The organism is Alicyclobacillus acidocaldarius subsp. acidocaldarius DSM 446 (assembly GCF_000024285.1).
Taxonomy (GTDB): domain Bacteria; phylum Bacillota; class Bacilli; order Alicyclobacillales; family Alicyclobacillaceae; genus Alicyclobacillus; species Alicyclobacillus acidocaldarius.
On sequence record NC_013205.1, the window covers coordinates 1,556,572 to 1,579,186 of the forward strand.

23 protein-coding genes and 2 pseudogenes are annotated in these 22,615 nt (G+C 51.2%); 17 read left to right on the forward strand and 8 right to left on the reverse strand.

Features of this window, described 5'->3' with window-relative positions:
- Positions 1-98 precede the first annotated feature (98 nt).
- From AACI_RS07455 to AACI_RS17370, 9 genes and pseudogenes are all read left to right on the forward strand, one after another.
- Complete coding sequence (locus tag AACI_RS07455; protein WP_012810837.1) at positions 99-722, forward strand: hypothetical protein; 624 nt, start codon at positions 99-101, stop codon at positions 720-722.
- Positions 723-739: 17 nt separating this feature from the next.
- Positions 740-1,255 (forward strand): sigma factor-like helix-turn-helix DNA-binding protein, encoded by a 516-nt coding sequence (locus AACI_RS07460; RefSeq protein WP_012810838.1) that lies wholly within the window; start codon positions 740-742, stop codon positions 1,253-1,255.
- A 167-nt stretch (positions 1,256-1,422) separates the two neighbouring features.
- Entirely contained in the window at positions 1,423-1,650 is a 228-nt protein-coding gene (locus AACI_RS16760) for a hypothetical protein (RefSeq protein ID WP_218917076.1), read from the forward strand.
- A gap of 13 nt (positions 1,651-1,663) precedes the next feature.
- On the forward strand, positions 1,664-1,873 hold the full coding sequence (locus AACI_RS16330) for a hypothetical protein (protein WP_148213751.1): 210 nt from the start codon (positions 1,664-1,666) through the stop codon (positions 1,871-1,873).
- 694 nt (positions 1,874-2,567) lie between these two features.
- Positions 2,568-3,992, forward strand: a complete 1,425-nt coding sequence (locus tag AACI_RS15950) for a cysteine peptidase family C39 domain-containing protein (RefSeq protein ID WP_012810839.1) — start codon at positions 2,568-2,570, stop codon at positions 3,990-3,992.
- Positions 3,993-3,994: 2 nt separating this feature from the next.
- Positions 3,995-5,206 (forward strand): efflux RND transporter periplasmic adaptor subunit, encoded by a 1,212-nt coding sequence (locus AACI_RS15955; RefSeq protein ID WP_012810840.1) that lies wholly within the window; start codon positions 3,995-3,997, stop codon positions 5,204-5,206.
- A 74-nt stretch (positions 5,207-5,280) separates the two neighbouring features.
- Positions 5,281-5,907: an ABC transporter ATP-binding protein gene (locus AACI_RS15960; RefSeq protein WP_245530777.1), complete on the forward strand. Its 627-nt coding sequence runs from the start codon at positions 5,281-5,283 to the stop codon at positions 5,905-5,907.
- A complete protein-coding gene (locus AACI_RS15965) occupies positions 5,870-7,069 on the forward strand; it encodes an ABC transporter permease (RefSeq protein WP_245530778.1) in 1,200 nt (399 codons plus the stop codon). Before AACI_RS15960 ends, AACI_RS15965 begins: the two co-directional genes overlap by 38 nt.
- A gap of 420 nt (positions 7,070-7,489) precedes the next feature.
- Positions 7,490-8,026 (forward strand): annotated as a pseudogene (locus AACI_RS17370) (IS1634 family transposase); the annotation flags it as partial.
- A gap of 24 nt (positions 8,027-8,050) precedes the next feature.
- On the opposite strand, the gene istB reads toward AACI_RS17370, so the two are convergent.
- The 3 genes from istB to AACI_RS07485 form a co-directional block, all read right to left on the reverse strand.
- Complete coding sequence (gene istB / locus AACI_RS07475) at positions 8,051-8,866, reverse strand: IS21-like element helper ATPase IstB (RefSeq protein WP_049763309.1); 816 nt, start codon at positions 8,864-8,866, stop codon at positions 8,051-8,053.
- On the reverse strand, positions 8,863-9,333 hold the full coding sequence (locus tag AACI_RS07480; RefSeq protein WP_245530464.1) for a Mu transposase domain-containing protein: 471 nt from the start codon (positions 9,331-9,333) through the stop codon (positions 8,863-8,865). Before AACI_RS07480 ends, istB begins: the two co-directional genes overlap by 4 nt.
- A 197-nt stretch (positions 9,334-9,530) precedes the next feature.
- Complete coding sequence (locus tag AACI_RS07485) at positions 9,531-11,231, reverse strand: IS1634 family transposase (RefSeq protein WP_041707247.1); 1,701 nt, start codon at positions 11,229-11,231, stop codon at positions 9,531-9,533.
- A gap of 198 nt (positions 11,232-11,429) precedes the next feature.
- On the opposite strand from AACI_RS07485, the gene AACI_RS07490 reads away from it, so the two are divergent.
- A complete protein-coding gene (locus AACI_RS07490; protein WP_012809566.1) occupies positions 11,430-12,647 on the forward strand; it encodes an IS256 family transposase in 1,218 nt (405 codons plus the stop codon).
- A gap of 194 nt (positions 12,648-12,841) precedes the next feature.
- Here AACI_RS07490 and AACI_RS16945 read toward each other — a convergent pair whose 3' ends face one another.
- From AACI_RS16945 to AACI_RS07500, 3 genes are all read right to left on the reverse strand, one after another.
- Positions 12,842-13,381, reverse strand: coding sequence for a DDE-type integrase/transposase/recombinase (locus tag AACI_RS16945; RefSeq protein WP_342626163.1), 540 nt, complete (start codon positions 13,379-13,381; stop codon positions 12,842-12,844).
- Entirely contained in the window at positions 13,318-13,620 is a 303-nt protein-coding gene (locus tag AACI_RS16950) for a helix-turn-helix domain-containing protein (protein ID WP_245530466.1), read from the reverse strand. The genes AACI_RS16945 and AACI_RS16950 overlap by 64 nt, the downstream gene beginning before the upstream one ends.
- A gap of 748 nt (positions 13,621-14,368) precedes the next feature.
- On the reverse strand, positions 14,369-15,586 hold the full coding sequence (locus AACI_RS07500; protein WP_012810845.1) for an IS256 family transposase: 1,218 nt from the start codon (positions 15,584-15,586) through the stop codon (positions 14,369-14,371).
- A 289-nt stretch (positions 15,587-15,875) separates the two neighbouring features.
- Between AACI_RS07500 and AACI_RS16565 the strand changes: the two genes are divergently transcribed.
- A complete protein-coding gene (locus AACI_RS16565; RefSeq protein WP_012810846.1) occupies positions 15,876-16,790 on the forward strand; it encodes a hypothetical protein in 915 nt (304 codons plus the stop codon).
- A 299-nt stretch (positions 16,791-17,089) separates the two neighbouring features.
- On the forward strand, positions 17,090-18,208 hold the full coding sequence (locus AACI_RS16340) for a WD40/YVTN/BNR-like repeat-containing protein (RefSeq protein WP_218917078.1): 1,119 nt from the start codon (positions 17,090-17,092) through the stop codon (positions 18,206-18,208).
- Positions 18,209-18,271: 63 nt separating this feature from the next.
- On the opposite strand, the gene AACI_RS16345 is transcribed toward AACI_RS16340, so the two are convergent.
- Both AACI_RS16345 and AACI_RS07505 read right to left on the reverse strand, forming a co-directional pair.
- On the reverse strand, positions 18,272-18,661 hold the full coding sequence (locus tag AACI_RS16345) for a glycoside hydrolase domain-containing protein (protein WP_012810848.1): 390 nt from the start codon (positions 18,659-18,661) through the stop codon (positions 18,272-18,274).
- 178 nt (positions 18,662-18,839) lie between these two features.
- A pseudogene (locus AACI_RS07505) lies at positions 18,840-19,229 on the reverse strand (IS256 family transposase); the annotation flags it as partial.
- A 64-nt stretch (positions 19,230-19,293) separates the two neighbouring features.
- Here AACI_RS07505 and AACI_RS07510 point away from each other — a divergent pair.
- The 5 genes from AACI_RS07510 (at position 19,294) to AACI_RS07525 (ending at position 22,526) form a co-directional block, all read left to right on the forward strand.
- On the forward strand, positions 19,294-19,581 hold the full coding sequence (locus AACI_RS07510) for a transposase (RefSeq protein WP_012810849.1): 288 nt from the start codon (positions 19,294-19,296) through the stop codon (positions 19,579-19,581).
- A gap of 11 nt (positions 19,582-19,592) precedes the next feature.
- Positions 19,593-20,408: an IS3 family transposase gene (locus AACI_RS07515; RefSeq protein ID WP_012810850.1), complete on the forward strand. Its 816-nt coding sequence runs from the start codon at positions 19,593-19,595 to the stop codon at positions 20,406-20,408.
- A gap of 99 nt (positions 20,409-20,507) precedes the next feature.
- Positions 20,508-20,825 (forward strand): RNase A-like domain-containing protein, encoded by a 318-nt coding sequence (locus AACI_RS17285; RefSeq protein WP_394295632.1) that lies wholly within the window; start codon positions 20,508-20,510, stop codon positions 20,823-20,825.
- Positions 20,826-20,837: 12 nt separating this feature from the next.
- Positions 20,838-21,122 (forward strand): contact-dependent growth inhibition system immunity protein, encoded by a 285-nt coding sequence (locus tag AACI_RS07520; RefSeq protein WP_012809947.1) that lies wholly within the window; start codon positions 20,838-20,840, stop codon positions 21,120-21,122.
- A gap of 180 nt (positions 21,123-21,302) precedes the next feature.
- On the forward strand, positions 21,303-22,526 hold the full coding sequence (locus tag AACI_RS07525; protein WP_012810851.1) for an IS256 family transposase: 1,224 nt from the start codon (positions 21,303-21,305) through the stop codon (positions 22,524-22,526).
- Positions 22,527-22,615 lie beyond the last annotated feature (89 nt).

Genomic DNA, 22,615 nt, shown 5'->3' on the forward strand with positions numbered 1-22,615 from the left:
AAACCAGTATATATGTGCTATTATAGGAACAAATAAGTTTATTGAGAACAGAACTTGTGGATAATGTGGATGAATTGTGGATAACGGAGGGATGAGAGATGACGGAGTCGAAAGTGATGGAAGGTCGTATCTGCGACCCGGATGTCATGCTCATCTTGACCTCCCCAGAACGGACAATTGCACGGTCGGATCTCGTGGCGCAACAGAACTGGGTGCGCGGTTATGGCCAAGATGACGCGCTTCCGGTTCCCGAGGCTGCGATCGAATGTCTCCGGGACGAGGACGTAATCGGATGGCGGGCGTTTTGGCTCGGACTGCTTCTGCATTGTTTCATTTGCGACGGAGCGTCGGAATTGAGTGACTTCATCGTTCGGTACATCCCGCAGGACTGGGGCTCGAGTTTAAAGGATGCCGACGTGAACTGCTGGTACTCCTTGATTCGTCGTAACCTCGAAGAAGCGAACAGTGTGCTTGATGAATTGGATGAACACCTTACGATCACCGACCAATGGGTGTTCATCGCGTATGACGGGCTTGAGGCTTTTGACGCCGCGGGCTCGTACATGCCGATCCGTGCGCTCATCGGGTTCTGGTTCGACCGTTTGCGCAGATGGCAACGCCTTCGCGCGAAACTTTTCCTTCGCCCTGATCTTTTTGACATTGGTCGGCTCAATTTCCCTGACGCCTCGAAGTTGTCAGGACACGTTGTGCGTCTCGAATGAAGCTTGGAGTGATACATATGCGCCGTGATCTCGACGACCTGATCGCACAGTACGAGTCCACCCGCGAGTCGATCCGAGAAGCCCGCAACCGCGCGCGGCGAGAACAAAACGATCACGACGCCGCCCTGTACGACAGCATGGTGAAGACACTTGACTACGCGCTGGCGGTCATGGAGGGCGAGTACCGCGCGCCGCGGCGGGAGGTTCTCGTCGGCGACCTGGCCGACCTGGACAGGCTGGCGGCACGGCGGAGGCGATGGGGAGCGTGGGATGAGGCGGATGGGGCAGACGAAGAGGAGGAGCGCCTGCCCGTGGCGTGGCTGTCGTTCTTGAGCCTTCGGGAGGCAGCGTGCCTTTTCGCGTATGAGCGTGGGATGACGTACTCAGCGATTGCACGCGAGCTCGGGATCACGCGCGGCGCGGTGCAGAACTATGTGGAGCGGGCGCGAGAGAAGTTGGTGAGGGTGGAAGGGGTGCAGTTGGGGTTGTGGGGAGAAGAAGAGGGAGGAAATGTGTTCTCTTGTGTCGAATAGTACTGACATCCATCTAATGTTGCTGCCAAGGAGAGTGATATATCCACACGGTAGATAACTGGACTTTTATGGCACGCGTTATCGTCCACGAGAAGTGTCCGTTGTTTTGGTCGCGATGGAATCTGTCATTCTGCAAAACACTCATCACATAGAAAGGGGGTGAAAACATGGAAAGGCTGCTTCCCGTGGAAACTCAATCATCAGCGGGTTCGGTTTGGAACGGCGTTGGATATGTTGGAGGAGGACTTTCTGCGTGGGGGTCAGCCGCAATGGCATTTGCTGTTGCGCTTGCCCCGGAGACCGGCGGAGTGAGTCTTGCAGTTGCAGGATTGGCCCTCTCGTTGGTAGGTGACGGATTAGTTTCATACGGAATCGCCCAAATGGGAATGAAATGAAGAGGGGTAATGAATGATGAACGATTGTACATTCGATGATTTGAATATTCAAGCTGGGAATGCAGGAGATGTGCTCTTAGGAGTCGCAACTATGATTGGGGGGGCTGTTGGGCTTGTGACGGCACCAGAACTTGCTCCTGCTTGGCTTGCGCTTTATAGGGCAGGCGCAGCGATGGCAATTACGGGCGGTGCGATAGATACTGTTGCTGGTTTTTTTACTTGATGGAAAATGTTATAGAGCCGGCGCTAAATAGCTCCGGCTCTATGCTCGATGAACGCTAGTGAAGATGAGGTTAGTGTCGGCTTCGTGCGTTTTAACGTTTGCAACTTATGTAATATCGTCGGCTCATAACAAATATTCTTGGCGGTGGGATTGTGGGCTTAAAAGTGAAGGGAAAATATGCATGGAGAATAAAATTATTATATTTATCAATCTGTGCTAGTTCTGTATTTGTTGCTATAGATTCAATAAGAGAGAGAAATTTTGGTTTTTTGTTTTATTACTCCGTATCCATGTCTTTCTTTAGTATTTTATTGCTTTATTTCTATTCCAAGCCGATAGATATCGAGATTTCTATGTCGAAATTTTATATTCGAAAAGCTCGGTTAGATGTCACATCGAGAATAAAAGTTATTGAGTATAAAAAAAACAACATTGTTAGGATTAAGTTTAACGCTCTCTATATACTCATAGTAAAATGTTCGAATCAAACGCAGGTGGATGAGTTAAAATCTATGCTGGACAGCATACGCGAGCAACAAGCATTTAACTGAGGCTTTTGCAGATTCAATTTCTAACATCTATCTTACTGTTTATAGCAACTCGTCTGGTTGTCAGGAAACGCTACATAAGTGTTCGGTTCGCGTGCAGAAGTCACTCTGCAAACCCCTCGACTAAGTGAAAAGGGGGATGGATATTGAATAAATTTCCTATTGTGTATCAAGGAGCATCTCATGACTGTGTTCCAGCGTGTGTGTTGGCCCTAGGTCGCTATTACGGTGTCAACCTTAATTTGAATGAAGTTCGTCGCGTTTTAGTTACCGATCCGATAAATGGAACAAAATTAAGGAATTTAGATAATTTGTCAACGTGGTTTCATGTGCGCTTGGGAAAAATTGTAGATATGCATGAAATTTCTGTTCATACGCCGTTTATTGCATATTTGAAGCATTCTCACGCGGTTGTAATATGGAGTTACTTAGAAAGTAGAGGAAAACTTGTTGTTGGTGATCCAGCAGCGGGAATTGTAGAAATGGATCTGGAAGACTTGATACACGTATGGGAAGGTATCGCGGTTGTCATCCGTCCAAAAGTGCAGGAGGAGCAGTCGCAACAGAACACTTCAAAAGAATGGTGTTGGCTACGGTGGTATAGGTATGCTGGATTATCTGATCTTTTATCTCTAGGAGTGCGTTGGACAGGCATGATACTTGTCAGTTTTGTCGTATTTCTTTCTGCACTTGCTAATTCTTTATATTCCATGTTGTATGCACAATTGCTTCCGTTTTACTCCAAATTCCTTGTGTTCGTTGTTGCTTACACTTTGATTTCTTTAATACTTGGATGGATATCTAATTTCATCTCGTTGCGGATCTCGGTAAAATATCAACGATTAATATCGTGGCGCATAGACGAGGCAATGAAAAAATTGAATTTGAGGTTCTATACAATGGGGGATATTTCAACGCGCTATCAAGATGTAAGTACCGTCGTAAATGCTATGTTAGCGCTGTTTCAAAACATCCCGTATTCGCTGATTATTTTCTTGGCGTCGCTTTATTTTCTTATGAGAATCAACTGGCTTTTGCCTATATTTACACTAGCATTCCTGATTCTTATTGTTTCGATTCTGACACCATTCGTACATAGAGTAAGAAACCTTTTGTATAGTGTTCGCCTCAAGCAGGCGGAATTGACCAATTGTCTTCAACGTTGGTTGGCAGGTGGAGAAAATGCGGTTACAAAAGCGTTTCAAGAGCTTGTCAACATACAATATAAACAATCCATTTGGGGCCTTCCAATAAACTCGGTTGTAGGAAACAGTGTGGTAGTTCCTACATTATTCGTAGTAATATTTGAGCATTGGAACGATGGCGGTGCTGCAATATCCACAAGCACAGGGTATTCCCATCTACTGACTGCCATCATGATTATGAATTATGCGGTTTCCGCCGGCCATAATCTCTACGGAGCAGTCATAGCTTGGCAGACATCTCGTCCATCACTCCAGCGATTGAAAGATTTTTTATGTGTAGATGCTCAAAGTGAAGAAGCCGATATATCACCAAAGATTTCTTTGGATTCGTTTATTGCGCCTACGTCAGAAGGAGGAGGATTGTAAGAGTGAGTTCTGTTCGAACCGATACGTCACTCATTGCTTCAAAAATTCCTAGATACGTATATGTTGCTGGGGTATCGGTCGTGACATTAGGACTAATAGCTATATACATGGTAATCCATCCACAAAAGGAAAAAATACAAATACCTATAGCTGAGGTGCGGTATGGTACCGTTTATCCCTATGTGACTGTGACCGGTACTATTGTTGATCAAGACATTGTTTCTATTTCGTCAAGCGCCGGCGGACAGATTGCGAAATGGATGGTTCACGTAGGTTCTCGCGTAAAAGCCGGGCAAATCCTAGCCTACTTCTCCAACTACTCGATCAACCAAGAAATCTATGAAGATCTTAGAAAAAAATACATAGAAGCGCAAGAAATAGTCGCTGATGATCAGCGAGAAGAAGCTTTATTAGAAGCGGAACAGAACGCGGCAAACTTAAATGCGGTAACATCGGGGTCGAGGCGAGATAATCAGCAGCTTATAGGTCAAAGCGAGCAGTTACATAGCAACGGGTTACAAAGCCCAGCACAAGAAGAAGTGCAACAGGATCAGAATGCCATTAATCTTCTTTCCGCTGAAGAGGCTACTTTGCAAGCGGAACAAGCGGCAATCGAAGCGAAATTGGACATGTTGACCGCTCTGCAATCCTTGCGTAATAGTGAACTAACATCTCCAGTAAATGGGGAGATTACCTCTCTGCAAGTTCCTGCAGGGGCGCAGTTATCGCCCTATCAGGAGGCGTGTACGTTAATTTCGACAACTTCAACCGACGCACACGCAAAAGTGGTAGCAACGATTAACGCTCAAGATGTGTCACGAGTTCATGTGGGTGAGCATGTGGACATTTCTTCTCCTGATATCAGCGGATCCTTCACAGGAACGGTTGAGTTAATATCACCTTTTGCTGTTAATCAATCACAATTGTCTGATTATCAATATCAAGTTTATATAGAGATTAATCATGCTTCACCACAAATGTTGAACGGCATGAGTGTCAACTGTTCTATATACACAAGTCCTATCCGGCATGCCGTGATTGTTCCAGCAGATGCTGTAATGGTGAACAACGGTCAGCTTGGTGTTTACGTACGAGACTCATCAGGCAGGTTTAAGTTCACTCCGGTAAAAATTCTTTCGAGTGATGCTTTAAATGTACAAGTTCAGGGTGTCAAGGTGGGGATGGCCGTGGCAACCAAGCGGCCGCAAGAATGAAACCGATTTTGAAACTCGAAGGCGTTACGAAGGTCTACTCGTCTGGAACGAGGCACCAAATGGTTTTGCGTGACGTGAACCTGAGTGTGTTTGAGGGCGAATTTCTAGCTGTTGTCGGTCCATCTGGAGGGGGGAAGTCGACTCTCCTGAACATTCTTGGATGTTTAATCACTCCAGATAACGGGAGCTACTTCGTGCATGGCAAAAAAGTTAATTGGAAGTCAACGAGGCAGTTAAGCCATTTGCGTGGAGGCGTACTAGCAACCGTATTTCAGGGGTTTGAGCTTGTTTCTCATTGGGCTGTATCAGAAAATGTCGAGGTAGGACTTCGCATGAGGTCAATTCCTAAAGGGAAGCGTATCCAAACGGTGATCGAAATGCTACGTAAGGTAGGTATGGTGCAGCATATCCACAAGTATCCGAACGAATTATCCGGTGGTGAGCAGCAACGGGTTGCGATCGCGCGAGCCCTATGCACTGATCCACAGGTGCTACTTGCGGATGAACCAACGGGGAATCTAGATCCAGAGAACACTAAGGAGATCCTCGCAATTTTTCGCAACCTGCATGAGCAAGGCAAAACAATCGTTATGGTCACGCATGATATGAAAGTCGCAGAACAGGCCCAACGAGTAGTGACATTACGAGGTGGGCGACTTGAAAGTGGCATGGGATTTGGTGCGAGTGACGAATATGCGTGAAAACTTGATTGAAGTACTGAGAAATTTGAAGCGGTGTCCACTTGAGAGTGTATTGGCCGTTGTCGGGATATGCTTTGGCGTGGGTGGTATATTCCTTCTTTCTTCCATAGGTGCAGGGGTGCGGCAATCTATTGACTCAGAGGTCGCAGCGATCGGACCAGGCATTATGAGCGTTCAAGCTTCCGTGGCTACACAAAATCTCATTCGGGAAAGCGATGTACAAGCGATTGCAAAGACGCTTGGGAGTCAAGCGGTTGTTTCGCCAGTGGTCGAATCGTCTGTTACTATGCATGGACGCAATGGAGATGTATCTGGTTATGCTATCGGTGTTGACAGTGAATTCCCGGACATTGAGAGTCTTACACTCTTGAAAGGCCACTTTTTTACGGCGATTGACAATGCAGAAAGCAGGAGCGTTTGTTTGATTAACACATATTTAGTAAATCAATTGTTTGGAGGAGAAAATCCGGTTGGAAAGCAGGTCCTTGTGAACAATATACCGTTAACGATTGAAGGTACATTTGAAGTTTCAAATAACGTTTCAGCTGCAGCAAATATAGGTGAAGTACTACTGCCTATTAGTACCTATTTGAATAATTTTACTTCGGAAGATTCTATCACAGAAATTCTGTTGAAAGCGAATCGTGTACAAGACATTCGCCTCATTGAAAATGAAGTCCTAACTCAATTACTCCGTGATCACCAGTGGACAATCCCTCTGTCTGATTATAGCGTTTTTACGCAGGATAACCTTATATCGTCATCCAATTCGTTAAAGCATCTATTCAGCATATTCGTCTGGGTTGCTGATTTTGTCTCGTTTGTTGTTGGGGGAATCGGAATCATGAACGTCATGCTGATGGCTGTGTCGGATCGACACAAAGAAATCGGTATTTACTTATCTTTTGGTGCAACCCGTCGATTTATTATTCAACACTTTCTCTTAGAATCGTCTATGCTGAGTCTGGTCGGTACAGTGTTTGGTATCCTACTGGGAACAATGACAGGTATGCTTTTAATGATGAAAGGCATCCCTATTAGTTTCAATGTGTGGGTCTATACTGAAGATATCGGGGTCGGGGTGTTAATCGGTACTCTCTTTGGTCTTTATCCGAGCTTACGAGCTGCAACAATGACTCCAGGAGTAGCTTTGCGTCACTGATTCTGAGTCTCGAGTTTATACCAATTCAAGGGAATGAACTATATTCACCCTCTTGGTGCTGTGCGAACGGGATTTGGCGAAGCCTTACGGGAGGGTCGCCGTATTGAACGAGAGCTCTGAAAAAGTGGGGAATTTCGCGAGATCAGGGGAGCCAATCAGAAATCCGTGTGGTCGAATACCTGTGGTTGAAGGCCGAATGAGGGGTCTGGTTCGTATTTCCTTCGATTTGTTCCGTTGACCATCCTTAGCTCAAGTTTGACAGTAAGACGCCTCATCCGAAGGTCCGAACCGCGCTACAGCGCGGTTTTTTCGCCGTTTAGGGGCGATTTGTTTGCGAAAATGTAGGTCAAACTTTTTGTGCATAATCGTTGCTATATTGGTATGTATGCTTTATCGTTGTGGATATAAATTCTCGCGGCGGTGATCCTCTTGTTCGCGCAAATTGTATCCACAAAGAAGCCCGACGGTAAGACCTACAAGTATCTCCACATCGTTGAGTCCTACCGTGAAGGTCGGACGGTCAAGAAGCGGCGTGTCGCAAGCCTAGGCAACATCAGTCAATATTCTGAGCGCGAAATCGAACAGATTATCCGGACCCTCGAGTCTCTCCTACAACATCGCACCACCGGTTCGCTCGAGGACTTCGAGGCCCAGCAGGTACTCCATTTCGGCGTTCCGTATGTGGTGCAATTTTTGTGGAACCAACTCGGGCTCACCGAGGCCATTCGTGACGCCCTGCGTGCCCGCGAGGTCACCTTTGATGTCGCGCGGTACGTCCAAGCCATGGTCATTCATCGGCTCGTCGATCCCTCGAGTAAGCTTCGCCTCTTTCACACGCTGGACGATCTCTATCTTCCCGACTGGGGCGGGGAGCCGTGGCAGCTTCAGCACTTCTATCGAGCGCTCTGTCAACAGCGGGTTAAAACTCCCCAAAAAAATCGCGCTCGATTCCCCAAAAACAGCGGATTCGATTCCCCAAAATCATCGCGATTCGTTCCCCACACATACGTTCGTTTCGTCTCTTGTTCCCGAGAATGCGTGCGTAACGCCAGCTCGTAGCTTGTCTTTCATCCGGTAACTGTTGCCGCGGATATTCACGGTCGTGGCGTGGTGCAGCAAGCGGTCGAGCAACGCGGCGGCCAGGACCTGATCGCCGAAGAGCGTTCCCCAGTTCGTGAAACTCGTGTTGGACGTAATGATCAACGACCCTCGCTCGTACCTCTCCGATACCAGCCGGAAAAAGTTCGCGGCGTCGAGCGCGTCGAGAGGCAAGTAGCCGACCTCATCGCAGATGAGAATCTTGGGTTGCGTATAGACCCGAAGGCGCCTGTCCAGTCGCCCTTCTTGGTAGGCTCGACGCAAATCGCTCACGAGCTTCTGCATCGTGACGAAGTAGACGCTCATCCGCTGGCGAATCGCCTCCATGCCTAGGGCCACCGCCAAATGCGTCTTTCCCACTCCCGGCGGCCCCAGGAAGATCACGTTTCCACATTCTTGGACAAACGTCAGCGTTGCGAGCTCTCGGATTTGGCGCTCATCCACAGACGGCTGGAACGAGAAGTCGAAGTCGGCGAGCGTCTTGTGGAACGGAAAGTTCGCCAAGCGCAGCCGAGCCTGCATGGCCCGGCTGTGCCGTTCCTCCTGTTCAGCCTCCAGCAAACGCTGGAGAAATGCGACATAGGTCGCCTCTTGCCCGGCGGCCCACTCCACGCACGCCGGCAAGACGGCAGCAGCTCGCTTCAAGCCCAGGTCCAACAGTTGTTCTTCGACCTGAGCTACCAGTAACGCTTCGCTTATTGCACATGACCTCCCATCGCGATCTGTTCATAGACCGTAAGTTCGCGCTGCTCCACGTCCGGGTCGACTTGCCATCCCGCTGTCTTATCCCGCGTCGGATTCGCGCTATCTCGAGGGATGTTCTTGTAATGCTCGGGATCCGTGGAGATTTGATGCTTGCCGGACAGCACGCGATGTTCCGCGATCACCTGTCCGCCGTATTCGATTTGCAGGCGGCCAGACTCGAACTCCCGAACCAGGACCGTGTGGCCCACGTACCGCCAGGGAACGGTGTACAAGTTCGTATTCCAGGAAACCCGGCAGTCACTCATCACCTTCCGAAGGCCTGCACATGCCAACACATATGGGGTGGCCGGTAGCGGTTGCAGCTTCTCAGCTTGAAACCGCACGATGGGCTGTTCGTGCGTCGTCCCGTGGATGCGGACGTTGGCCACGTGATCGCGCCACCATGCGACCTGTCGGTTCAAGTCCTCATCGTCCACAAAGGCAACGTTAGAGCCCACATTTCGCGCCGCGCGACAGAAACTTAGCTGGAAACTCGAGCGAGGTAGCCATCTGAGCGTCCGACGACTGTGGGACTGGAAGGGTGTGGGCTATCGAAAGCGCGATCTTTTTGAGAAATGTTCAGTTTTGGAAACCCTGTGCACACGGACCCAAACGTTGATCAAGCCGTTTTTTGCGCTTCCGTGTAGATGCTCAGGTCCATGTTCAGCAGCTTAAGAACCCTCATGATCTGAGGATTATGAGGCGTTGCAGGTACTCGCTGCCACGTGTCGCCGACCTGCATGTGCACGGTCGTCACTCCATCCAGCATCTCGAGGATGGCCAACCCTGTTGGACGAAAACTCTTTCGATTGCCTGGCAGCATGAGCGGTTCCGTTTCCCGCTTCATCTTCTCTCGGATGAGATATTCCAATACGCTATACAAGAGCAGGGATAACAGCATGACGAAACCGAACGCTTTCACCCGTGTCGGCTTATGCAGGTAGATGGGACCCACGTGATACGGGCTTTTCAGATACCGAAAACGCGCCTCCACCTCGTGTTGTTCCTTATACAGGCGGAGGATCTGTTCATCTGACACACGCTGATCATCGCGGATGTCGGTGATGAGCACAAACGTCGCTTCCTTCTCTCGCCACTGCTGAACCCGCTCCTCAGAAGGCGGTAAGATCGCCACTTCCACACGGTACTGTGTATGCACCGGCGGTGGCGGGTCATCTTTGCGCGGGCGACCGCGGCGCGCGCGTTTTGCCTGCACCTGCTCGGCACATATGCGGGCGGAGATGGGATGCAAAGTGGCACGGTGTTCGTGCATGAAGGTCTGCATGGCCATCTGCGCATCTTGTTCACAACTGTAGACGTTTTGGCTCATCGCCTTGGCCGCTTTCTCCAGCGCAGCCTTCTCACGCTTGAGCACCTCTTTGAGCTTACGCTCCTTCCGGGTATCCAGGCTGGAGGAGCGCACCACGACGAATCGATACGTTCGCCCGTACAGCGTGCGACGGAAGGCCTGGATCCTGTAATGGGCGCTGTCTTCCGCCTCAGCGAGCCGACCGACTTCTTTCCAGCTGTTTTCTTTCTCCCATGCCGCTCTCTTCAGGTCCTCGGACAGCTTATACGTCCCCGGCAGTCGTGAGATGAAATGGAAGTCTTCCTCCGCCAAAAGCTCAAGGTTGTCCTTCGTCACCAACGCCGCGTCCGCGACGTAGACGCTTCTCTTTCGCGTCTCCTCATCGAGCTGGCTCAGGAGTTGCTGGATGTTCTCGAAATTCCATGTGTGATCGTCCAAGTTCCCAGGGTTGACGTTCGCGCATAGCCCCAGACCATGGACGGTGCAAAGTCCAAACACAATTTGCTTGAGATCAGGCCGGTGGTCCTTGGAGAATCCCCGGTCAATGCGAAACGCTGTTTGGTCCAGGTACTCGCCTGTCATAGAGAGCGACGTGGTATCCGCATGGATGGGGATGAGTTCGTTGGAATCGCTGAGCACCCGGAGTCTGCGTAGCGTGTGGAGGGCGATACGCGCGTATAATGCCTCGAGACCTGCGTCGTACAAGGCATCCAGAGCCCGGGCCAAAGCGTCATCATGGAGATCGTCTGCGGAGACGCCGCTTCCAAGCAGGACTTCCACATCCCGTTGCGCGTAGAACTCCTCCACCCGGTAGAGGGCTTCGCGATTCGTGCCGATATTAACCAGCAACGCCTTGGTACGCAGCCCGACGGACAGTTTGCTATCCGGACGTGGCACGAACTCGTCGATAATCTCTACCCACTTCAACTCGTCGATCAGTCTGGCTAAAACGGGCGCAGGCCCCATGACATACGAGCGAACTGGACCGAACAACTGGAAAGCCTCCCGCACGAAGATACGACGGGCTATCCAATTCCACGTGTGGAATCAAAATTCCTGTCGAAAATGAACACAAGCCCGAAAAACGGGCGCGAAATGTGGGTTAGAGTCTCAAGTGGTGGTGTAAAATTCGTCGTCTCCAATTGACGAAGAAGCCACCGTGCGTGTCTACTAAGTGTGACCAACACCAAAAGTAGGAGGCACGCAACGATGGCTTCGCTCAATAGCTTCGCAGTTCTCGAATGGATTCGCAAGATGCAAGACGTGGATCAGATCGATTTTTTACGGGAATTGATGCAACTCGTGACGCAGTTCCTCATCGATGCGGAAGCCGCAGAGAAAATCGGTGCCGAGCGCTATGAGCGGACGGAGAGCCGTGTCACACAACGAAACGGCTATCGTTCAAGGGCCTGGGACACGCGCCTCGGGACGGTCGATTTGAAGATTCCAAAGCTCCGTCAGGGCAGCTTCTTCCCTTCCATTCTGGAGCCCAGGCGTCGAGCGGAACAAGCGCTGGCTTCTGTGATCCAGGAAGCGTACGTGAAGGGCGTGAGCACCCGCAAGGTCGATGACCTGGTGCGAGCGTTGGGCCTGGATGGCATTAGCAAAAGCGAGGTGTCTCGCCTCTGCCAGCTCATCGATGAAGAGGTTCGCCAGTTCAAGGAGCGGCCGCTCGAGCGTGAGTATCCGTACGTGTGGCTGGATGCCACGTTCCCGAAGGTGCGGGAGGGCGGCCGCGTGCAGAGCATGGCGCTGGTCATCGCCATTGGCGTCACGGACACCGGAGAGCGCGAAGTACTCGGATTCGATGTCGGAACGAGCGAGGACGGCGCGTTCTGGTCGGACTTTCTGCGCAGCCTGAAGGCGCGAGGTCTTCGGGGCGTGCGTCTGGTGGTGAGCGATGCGCACGCAGGCTTGCGCCAGGCCATTTCGGAAGTGCTGACGGGCGCGACGTGGCAACGCTGCAAAGTGCACACGATTCGGAACGTGTTGAGCCAAGTGCCGAAGAGGGAGCAGTCGATGGTGGCCTCGATCATCCGGACGATCTTCACCCAGCCCACGCAAGAAGCGGCCCGCGAGCAGCTTCGCCGAGTGGTCGCGGAACTCCGGGGGCGTTTCCCGAAGGCGATGGACATTTTGGAGGCAGCAGAGGAGGACGTGCTGGCGTTTATGGCGCTACCCATCGAGCACTGGCGGCAGATCTGCTCGACCAACCCGCTCGAGCGGCTCAATCGAGAGATGCGTCGGCGGATGGACGTCGTGGGGATTTTCCCGAATCGAGCATCGGTAGTGCGCCTCGCTGGAGCGATTTTGCAAGAGCAGCACGAAGAATGGCTGGTGTCGCGGCGATATTTCAGCCTGGAGTCGATGGCGAAACTCAAGCCCAACCGTCCGCTCCTCGCAGCCGAGGCGATGTTGCAAAAATAACGTGTGGGAAGGGGCGTGCGAGCATGGCAGACCAAGGCTTTGTCCCCTAATGGCTTGGAATCGACCGGCGAGCGCGACGTCAAGGGCGTCCAGAGGACGAGCGAAGCGTCCCTTGACAGAGCGTGAAGACGGTCGATATCGCCCGGAACGGGACAAAGCCGACCGATGTCACACAGTAGACACAAACGGTGAATTTACACCTCTTGACGGGACACTACCAAGGCAACTGGCCAGAAGCTGTCCCGGATATAGCGAATAGGCCGTTCTACCTTGCCCTTGGTGCGGCTCCGGCGAGGCCGACATGCCTTGGGCACGAATCCGTAGAACTTGGCAAAGTCGAGATAAGCCGGTTGCCAGTCGACATGGCCTTGACCGTCATTGGCGACCACCAAAGGTGAACAGTTGTCGCTGAGCATGACGCGCGGCACACCGCCAAAGAACTCCAGGTCGTTGCGAAGGGCCTGAAGGATGTGCAGCTGGTCTGCCGCTTTGATAAACTCAACGTAGAGCATGCGGGAGTAGGCGAGTACCATGGCGAAGGCCCAAATCGTTCGTCGCTGACCGTGCGAATCGTAGTAGAGGAAGGCCCCCAAATCGATCTGGGCTTGTTCACCAGGATCCGACTCAAATCGCTCGGTGGCCTTGGCAGAGACCACCGGGCGAAGTGGCTTCATGAACTCACGGAGGACGGTGATACCGCCGGTATAGCCCTGCTCCCGAATCTCTCGCAGAATTCGTTCAGCGTTGAAACACCAAGTTGCATACGCTGCTTCACGTAATCCTTGTAGGGCTCCAGCTTGGAACCTTTCTTTCGCTCCCCACGCGACGCTCTTTCGCCCTGCTTCTCCTCCAGCGATGAATTCAGCGCGCTGCGAATGGTCTTACGGTCATAGCCGAATCTTCTGGCCAGTTCCGAGATGCTGACGCCAGCCTCGTAGAGTTGCCTGATCTCCATCCTCTCGTCCTCCCTCATGACGGGCACCTCCCATGAACGGATGACAGGTGCCACGATTCGACATGGGGGTGGGGAATTCATCCCGATGATTTTGAGGAATTGAGGCCGATGATCTTGGGGAATTCTCATCCGATGTTATTGGGGATTTTACAACCGATGTTGACAAACGTCATTCTGCAAAAGGCTCATATTGAGAAGTCGGCCGGTTGAAGTGTGTCACATAAGGCGATATTGATTCGTCTCTAATGTTGTAGTGAGAGCACCGAATGCCGCATGCTAATTCGGAATTCATTAACCGAACGCAACTTGCGTGGGAAAATGGGAACGGGTGGATGATGGGGGTTCGACATGATCAGCAGACGAATGTCTATGGTGATGATCTCTTTAGCCCTTGTAAACAGCCTCGCAACCGGATGCGGTGCGAACACGACATTTCATGTTTCGATGAATACAGGTATGGGGCATAAAGGGACCACATCTTCTTCGGTCGTAACTCCAAACGCGTCCAATTCGACGGGACTCAAAATCAAGTCTTTTGCATGGTGGTAGTGTCCCGTCAAGAGGTGTAAATTCACCGTTTGTGTCTACTGTGTGACATCGGTCGGCTTTGTCCCGTTCGGGGCGATATCGACCGTCTTCACGCGCTGTCAAGGGACGCTTCACTCGTCCTTCGGACGCCCTTGACAGCGCGCTCGCCGGTCGATTCCAAGCCATTAGGGGACAAAGCCTTGGTCTGCGAGCATGCTCGCACGCCCCTTCCCACACGTTATTTTTGCAACATCGCCTCGGCTGCGAGGAACGGACGGTTGGGCTTGAGTTTCGCCATCGACTCCAGGCTGAAATATCGCCGCGACACCAGCCACTCTTCGTGCTGCTCTTGCAAAATCGCTCCAGCGAGGCGCACTACCGATGCTCGATTCGGGAAAATCCCCACGACGTCCATCCGCCGACGCATCTCTCGATTGAGCCGCTCGAGCGGGTTGGTCGAGCAGATCTGCCGCCAGTGCTCGATAGGTAGCGCCATAAAGGCCAGCACGTCCTCCTCTGCTGCCTCCAAAATGTCCATCGCCTTCGGGAAACGCCCCCGGAGTTCCGCGACCACTCGGCGAAGCTGCTCGCGGGCCGCTTCTTGCGTGGGCTGGGTGAAGATCGTCCGGATGATCGAGGCCACCATCGACTGCTCCCTCTTCGGCACTTGGCTCAACACGTTCCGAATCGTGTGCACTTTGCAGCGTTGCCACGTCGCGCCCGTCAGCACTTCCGAAATGGCCTGGCGCAAGCCTGCGTGCGCATCGCTCACCACCAGACGCACGCCCCGAAGACCTCGCGCCTTCAGGCTGCGCAGAAAGTCCGACCAGAACGCGCCGTCCTCGCTCGTTCCGACATCGAATCCGAGTACTTCGCGCTCTCCGGTGTCCGTGACGCCAATGGCGATGACCAGCGCCATGCTCTGCACGCGGCCGCCCTCCCGCACCTTCGGGAACGTGGCATCCAGCCACACGTACGGATACTCACGCTCGAGCGGCCGCTCCTTGAACTGGCGAACCTCTTCATCGATGAGCTGGCAGAGGCGAGACACCTCGCTTTTGCTAATGCCATCCAGGCCCAACGCTCGCACCAGGTCATCGACCTTGCGGGTGCTCACGCCCTTCACGTACGCTTCCTGGATCACAGAAGCCAGCGCTTGTTCCGCTCGACGCCTGGGCTCCAGAATGGAAGGGAAGAAGCTGCCCTGACGGAGCTTTGGAATCTTCAAATCGACCGTCCCGAGGCGCGTGTCCCAGGCCCTTGAACGATAGCCGTTTCGTTGTGTGACACGGCTCTCCGTCCGCTCATAGCGCTCGGCACCGATTTTCTCTGCGGCTTCCGCATCGATGAGGAACTGCGTCACGAGTTGCATCAATTCCCGTAAAAAATCGATCTGATCCACGTCTTGCATCTTGCGAATCCATTCGAGAACTGCGAAGCTATTGAGCGAAGCCATCGTTGCGTGCCTCCTACTTTTGGTGTTGGTCACACTTAGTAGACACGCACGGTGGCTTCTTCGTCAATTGGGGACGACGAATTTTACACCACCACTTGAGACTCTAACTGCATGGTTTCCCTCGGGGACATGCTGGTTAGTCACAAATCAAGGGCTTTTGTTCTCTCGAGATTCAGGAATTACGTGGTATAACGTCCTCAAAAATCCCACTGCACTCAATGGAGTTCAGTATTTCCTCGGTGACGATGCGTGGATTTTCTCCAAGTCCATCCTCTACAGGTTCCACGGGATGCATCTTAGTCATCCGTCATTGACCAATCTCTCAATGCAGACAGCAAATGATCCGATTTGTGATTTCGTCAATTCAAAGGAAGGGTTTTATTTGGAGACGACGGAGAGGTCCATGCAAGGAGACAAATTATTGCTTTTTAAAACCGACAATGGCGGATTCGCTTGGAAGCTAATTTCTTCGTCCTCCTATCCACCTAACGGTGAGCTTCCATTTACAAGTGATTTGATAGAACATATTACATTTATTAGCGATCATGCGTGGTTTTTGTATGGAATGTCACTCATGGAAGGAACATTGGGCGTATACGAGTCGACGGATGAGGTGCACTGGTCGCTCAAACACGTAGTCGTCCCATCTTCGTATACACAGGATCTCGTAATGCCTTATGCGATGATCACGAATAATACCTACATTTATCTTCCTGTTGTTGCAATTCCAACAACACTCTCTCCGAGCCAAGACACTGGGGCTTTCATTTTATATCGAGTGAAGCGTTCGAGCCCATTCGGATCATGGCAACTCGTCGCGCAACTTTCCTTCAGCCCGGCTTCGGATACTTATATGACTGCCAACTCAATAAATCGTGTGTGCGCAGTTTCTCAAGATGGCGACTGTGTAGTCGTCACGCCGAACGGGGTCTGGATGAGACAATTGGAGGAACATCATTCCCAATGGAAGCAACTATCGAACAAATTTGATATTTACAATACCGTTGAAATCGAATTTGGAAAGGCCGACATACTCTTTATCCTAACAAACCAAGGGCTGCTTTATCACCTCACACGACCGGGGAATCGCTGGACGCTTGTAAGCATTCGAACCGCCCATTTCAATACGAGCCCTTTGCAGAATCGCGAGACCTTGTGCGGCAAAGGTTTTTCAAGCACAAAGAATGACTTCACCCCAACTTGAGAGAAAGAAAATGGTATCCACCAAACCATTTCTACGGGGCGAAGTCCAACGTGCACATTCGACAAACATGGATTAGTTACCGTTTATAATCAAAAAAGGATGAAAAAACTTTCCTTGCATTTCTCTCGTTCAACAAGAAAGGAGTGCTAAGAATGAAGAGAACCGTTTGCCGTATAGCATTATTGACCTTATTATGTTGTTCTCTGTCAGCGTGTGGGGCAAGAATTGCATCTTTCACGGGGAATTCGCATCATAAGGCCGCGCCTGTTGCGATGGATTTTTCAATTCAATCCTTTGACATGTCCAGTTCGTTTTCACCTATTCAACTGAGTGCGGGGAGTCCCGGTACTTTGTGGGTGGAAGGGTATCAAAAGAATCATTTTGTTCTCGTTAGAACCTTGAATTTGGGGATAGAATGGCAAAGGGTACGACTGCCGATGAATCCTCCGTCCTATTCAACGACAGCATCGGCTGCAGCGAATGGTCAATCGAGCTATCCTGAGCTGTATGTGGAAAATCAACGCGATGTATGGATAGCTTGGAGGGATATCAAAAAATCGTTCATTTGGGTTGAGTATACGTGGAATGCTGGGGTGAGTTGGAGAGTTGTCTCGATTCCTGTGAGTACAGAGGCAAGCGTTGTATGTCAGCTGACGTTTATAAATCCTCGCACAGGATGGCTGGTTGTTGAGTCAAGCGGCGCATCAGAACAATCGGATAAATGGATTTATCAGACGTTGAACGGCGGTAACACATGGCATCTCGTCTACCGTGCCAATTCGGATGTACCTCGGTTGCTTGCCGGGACGTCTCAGCACTTGACGTTCTGTACTGTGACGAATGGGTTTTGGCTTGTTGCAGATCCTATCTTGCCTGGGATTTCGCTGTATAAGACCACGGATGGAGGAGTGCACTGGAAACGTATTTTTGTTTCAGTCCCTGCTCAGTATGCCAATGACGATACGATTGATGTGTGGGGGCCCACGTTTTCCCGAAACTCTCCGGAAGATGGAGTGTTTGCAGTTACCTTTTATACCTCAGATGTGGCACCGACAATGCACCTCGAAGTGTTCGAAACGAAGGACGGCGGAGTAACATGGCGATGGGTAAAAGTTAAAAACTTGCCTTCTGAATACGGAAATTATATTTTAAGATTTTTTAATACATCAATAGCATCTTTATCACTTAATGATAAAATTTATAATACAACAGATGGGGGACGGACATGGGTTTTGAATTCAGATCTTGATCATTGGATGACGCCAAATTCATATGTTCTGGATTTGGAATTCTCAAGTCGTGAAACGATGTGGCTTATTATAAACAGAAAACCATCTCAAAAGGACGCAAACACTTGGTTGTTAAAAAAAGTATTTGGAGAAGAGGGGGAGAGTCTCGAAAATGCTAATAAAGGTTGAAGAAGAGGAGAGCCAATCTCTCTTCTCTCCTCTTCTTCATAGAGTGAATGTAAAAAGCTAAAGTTACGGTACATAATATTCTGCGATAGGGAGACCGCCGAGGTTATCTGTCTGAACAGTATCCAAATCGACATTGATTCCGAGAACCGTAGTTGAACAGTTCGTTTGAATCATTTGGTATCCACGGACATCCACATCAGGTGTGCTGTTGGAGCACGAGCGCCAGTAGTGACTAAAGTTCAAATCATTATAGAGTTGGGCTGAAGTTAATGGTTCAGGTTCTCCAACGTAAATGCCGGGCACATATCCCGCGTTCTGCACTGCATTAAACCAGTCGTTAGCCCATTCGATTGCTGTAATATCAGAAACATCGGAAATGCCTTCGAAGTCTAGCCACAGGTTACATCCAATGAGATAACCTATGTTCTGGGCTGCGTTGATGGGGTGTGTCAAGCGTTCTGTGTAAACTCCATTTTGAAGAGATTACTTTCGTTCCTGTAGCGAGTACCAGGATGTCGTACCTATGTGAGGCTGTCAAGGTACGTTTCCCAGCCTTGACAGCCGATGTTAGGCTGCACCATCCTGGCCGGACGTGGCATGCCACACACCGTGGGCATGCCACCTAACGTCGTCACGGAAGGTAAGGCGTCACGCGATCTCCGAAGTAGATGGCCAATTGCCCCAGAATGGTGCCCCAGTTGGCCACCCGCATCGTCCATTTTCTCGTCACCTCCATCGTCGCCAGGTACAGCATCTTCAGCAAAGCTTCGTCGTTTGGAAACATGCTCTTCCCTTTCGTCGCTTTTCGCAGCTGCCGGTGGTAGCCTTCGATGATGTTCGTTGTATACATGATTCGCCGCATTTCCACAGGGTACCGATAGAACGTCGCGAGTTCCGTCCAGTTGTCTCGCCACGACTTCACACACAGGGGATAGCGCGCTCCCCATCCCCGTTCAAACTGGTCAAGCTCCATCAAGGCCGCCTCTTCCGTGGGTGCCTGATAGATGGGCTTGAGTGCTGCTATACTTACCCCAGAGTCAACCCAGACAGGAGGGATCGGTTAAGATCAAGACGAGGTGTTTGTGATGCCGGGACGGAAGTGGACAGTGGACGAGAAGATGAACATCGTGCTGGAGGGCATGATGCCCGGTGCGAACATCAGCGAGGTATGTCGGAGGCATGGCGTGGCCCAGAGTCTGTATTACAGGTGGCGTGAAGCCTTCTTGGCCGGCGGACGAGCTGGACTGCAGTCCGGTCCTTCCACGAGGGAGCAGGAGTTGGAAAAGGAGTTGCAGGAGGCTCGGGCCAAGATCGGTGAACTGACGATGCAGGTGGATGTGTTGCGAAAAAAATCGAATTGGGGCCGGAAGTAAATAGCCGTTCTTTGGTCCGTCAGCTCGCCAAGGAAGGGTTTCCGGTCCCAGTGATTGCAAAAGCGTTAGGGCTGAACCGGACGTACTGTTACAGCCTGTTGAAGCCGCCTGTGCCAAAGCCGAAGCGGCCCCCTGTGGACAAGGACGCTCTGGTCAAACAGTGGATTCGGAGACTGTGCGAGGAGTTCCCGACGTACGGATATCGGCGAATCCAGGTCATGCTGCGTCGCCGATACAACCTGCGGGTGAACCATAAGCGGGTGTACCGGCTGATGAAGGAAATGGGGCTGCTGGTGAAAGCGCCGAAGCGGGGTGCTTCACGAACGAAGCGGCGAGGCAAGATACCGGTGACTAGGTCCAATGAGCATTTCCAATGTGACATGACCAAGGTGTGGTGCGGGAAAGACGGATGGGGTTATCTGTTTGCCGTGATTGACGCCTATGACCGAGAGATTGTGGGATACTCGTTTTCCCGATTCTGTCGTACGGAGGACTTGCTGAATGCTGTGGATAGGGCGCTGAATTATCGTTTCCCAAACGGCGTTCAAGGTGCCGGTTTGACGCTTCGAACGGACAACGGCTGCCAGATGACAAGTCGACGCTTCATCGAAGCGATGAAAGCCTGCCAAATCAACCACGAGCGGACAGGTTTCAACAACCCCGACGCTGACGGATACATCGAGCGATTCTTCCGGTCGCTGAAAGAAGAGGAGGTCTGGCTGCAGGAATACAGCAGCTTTGCCGAGGCGAAAGCGGGGATTGAATCGTATATTCACTTTTACAACACGGAGCGCCCGCATTCTGCACTGGGTTATCGCTCGCCGTAAGAATTTAGAAAATGGAAATTGCAGAAGAGCGTAGCCTGAGACAGCGATTGTCCGAATTATAAGTCTATCATCTCTCTCTTAAAAGCCATCCTAACTGTCTTGACAAACTCGGGTTCAATACGTCTTGCGCGCTCTCGTTCTACTGGAAGACCATCATCCTCGTATACAGACTTGAAAACGGCGCAACGAGCTGTGAATGAAAACATGAGAGTTCATAGGTCACAGATTGAAGAATTTATGGCAAATGCCCAGAAGGATCAAAGGCTAATTATTACACATGATCATGAAAAAGTAATAGGACGTGGAGTGCAGAAGAATTCTTCATCTGTCGAGAGTATGACGAGATCGAAAGTCGTAATTGTAAAACATAGCCAAGATGGGGATGCATTTATTCTTACGTCCTATCCAATTAAGTGAGGAGGGTTATTTTTGAAGGCTGAATTCGAAGAGAGGTTAAAAAATTTCCTGGGTGGTTATTGGCATCAGGATGTCGCATCGACGGAGAGCGGATTGCAAGAAGTGTTTATGGAACACTCACCTGAAGAGATACGCGAGCTTATTGAAATAATTCAGGGCTTCTTGGATGAACCTGGTGATCTTGATTATAAAAGATCGTTTATCGATTATTGGGCGGATGGTGTGGTCTTCGAAGATCCAATAGAATGGTTGAGAGATATATTGAAGAAGATGTCCGAGTATATTAATTTGGAATGAGAAGCAATTAAAGTTGTGTGCGTTTTAAGTTATCAAACTTTCCTGTTATCCAATTGGCCGGAGTCGTGTCCGGTATCATGTGTAAAAACGGATGGTCCAGGTGACATAAAATGAGCCACCCGGCCCTCTTTGGTAGAATGTGAGACGGAGAAGAAACCATTACACCAGGAGGGATACCGGATGGCTCAGTACCAGATTACCGTGGACGACGAGATTTTGGAAGGCCTCTTTCAGCGGGATGGAGGCGTGGCAAAGCTGGTGGAGAGTGTGGTCAACCAGATCCTCCAAGCGCAAGTGCAGGAGCAGCTGAAAGCGGCGCCATACGAGCGCACGAAAGAACGCCAAGGCTATCGCAACGGAACAGTCACCCGCACCCTTACAACCCGTGTGGGGCGGCTGGTGTTGCGGGTTCCGAGGGTCCGGAATGGCCAGTTCTCCACAGAGCTGTTTGCTCGGTACCAGCGCAGCGAACAAGCGTTCATCATCGCCCTAATGGAGATGGTTGTGAATGGCGTGTCCACCCGGGACGTGGCGAAAATCACCGAGCAGTTGTGCGGCACGACGTTCTCGAAGTCCACGGTCTCCGAGCTGTGCAAGCGCCTTGATCCCATCGGTCAGGGATGGAATCATCGCAGCCTTGCTGAGCACCGTTATCCGTTCCTGCTGGTGGACGCTTTGGTACTCCGGATTCGGGAGGAAGGGCGTGATCGCTCTCGAGCGGCCATGATCGCAGTTGGCATCAACGAAGAAGGGTATCGTGGGATTCTCGGCTTGATGCTGGGCGACAGCGAATCGGAGGCCAGTTGGCGGGAGTTCTTTGCCTGGCTGAAGAACCGGGGTCTCCGCGGCGTTGACGTTGTGGTGTCTGACAGTCATGGCGGGCTGGTGAAGGCACTGCACACGGAGTTTCAGGGATGCACCTGGCAACGGTGCCAGACACACTTTATGCGCAACCTCTTAGACGCCACACCGAAGGCATTGCAGGAGGAGGTCTACCAACAGGTCCGCGCGGTCCTGGATGCGCCTGACCTGAAGACTGCACGGTTGCTCAAAGATGCGTTTGTCGAGGCTTACGCAGAGAAGGCACCGAAGGCGGTGCAGGTGTTGGAGGATGGGTTTGATGATGTAACCGCTGTTTTGGTCTTACCTGAGCGATATCGGCGGCGCTTACGCACCACCAACGGTGTCGAACGGCTCAACGAAGAAATTCGGCGCCGCGAGCGCGTCATTCGCATCTTCCCCAACCGGGAATCGGCGATCCGTCTGCTGGGGGCGTTACTCATGGAAATCGACGAAGAATGGACGACGGGGCGGAAATATCTCAACATGGACGAGTATGAGGCATGGAAGAAGGCACAGGAGGCTTCGAGAGGGTCAACGCAGGCTTGTGCAGCAACGGCCTAAGCGCTCACCGCTCCATTCGCCAAAGAGGGCCATTTTACACACGCTCTCGAACTTGACCTAAACGCTTACCGCTCCATTCGCCGAAGAGT

Coding starts and splice junctions, on each gene's coding strand:
- AACI_RS07455 (WP_012810837.1), top strand. CDS start 99: ATGACGGAGTCGAAAGTGATGGAAGGTCGTATCTGCGACCCGGATGTC.
- AACI_RS07460 (WP_012810838.1), top strand. CDS start 740: ATGCGCCGTGATCTCGACGACCTGATCGCACAGTACGAGTCCACCCGC.
- AACI_RS16760 (WP_218917076.1), top strand. CDS start 1,423: ATGGAAAGGCTGCTTCCCGTGGAAACTCAATCATCAGCGGGTTCGGTT.
- AACI_RS16330 (WP_148213751.1), top strand. CDS start 1,664: ATGATGAACGATTGTACATTCGATGATTTGAATATTCAAGCTGGGAAT.
- AACI_RS07490 (WP_012809566.1), top strand. CDS start 11,430: ATGGCTTCGCTCAATAGCTTCGCAGTTCTCGAATGGATTCGCAAGATG.
- AACI_RS16950 (WP_245530466.1), bottom strand. CDS start 13,620: ATGAGGGAGGACGAGAGGATGGAGATCAGGCAACTCTACGAGGCTGGC.
- AACI_RS07500 (WP_012810845.1), bottom strand. CDS start 15,586: ATGGCTTCGCTCAATAGCTTCGCAGTTCTCGAATGGATTCGCAAGATG.
- AACI_RS16565 (WP_012810846.1), top strand. CDS start 15,876: ATGCATCTTAGTCATCCGTCATTGACCAATCTCTCAATGCAGACAGCA.
- AACI_RS16340 (WP_218917078.1), top strand. CDS start 17,090: ATGTCCAGTTCGTTTTCACCTATTCAACTGAGTGCGGGGAGTCCCGGT.
- AACI_RS07510 (WP_012810849.1), top strand. CDS start 19,294: ATGCCGGGACGGAAGTGGACAGTGGACGAGAAGATGAACATCGTGCTG.
- AACI_RS07525 (WP_012810851.1), top strand. CDS start 21,303: ATGGCTCAGTACCAGATTACCGTGGACGACGAGATTTTGGAAGGCCTC.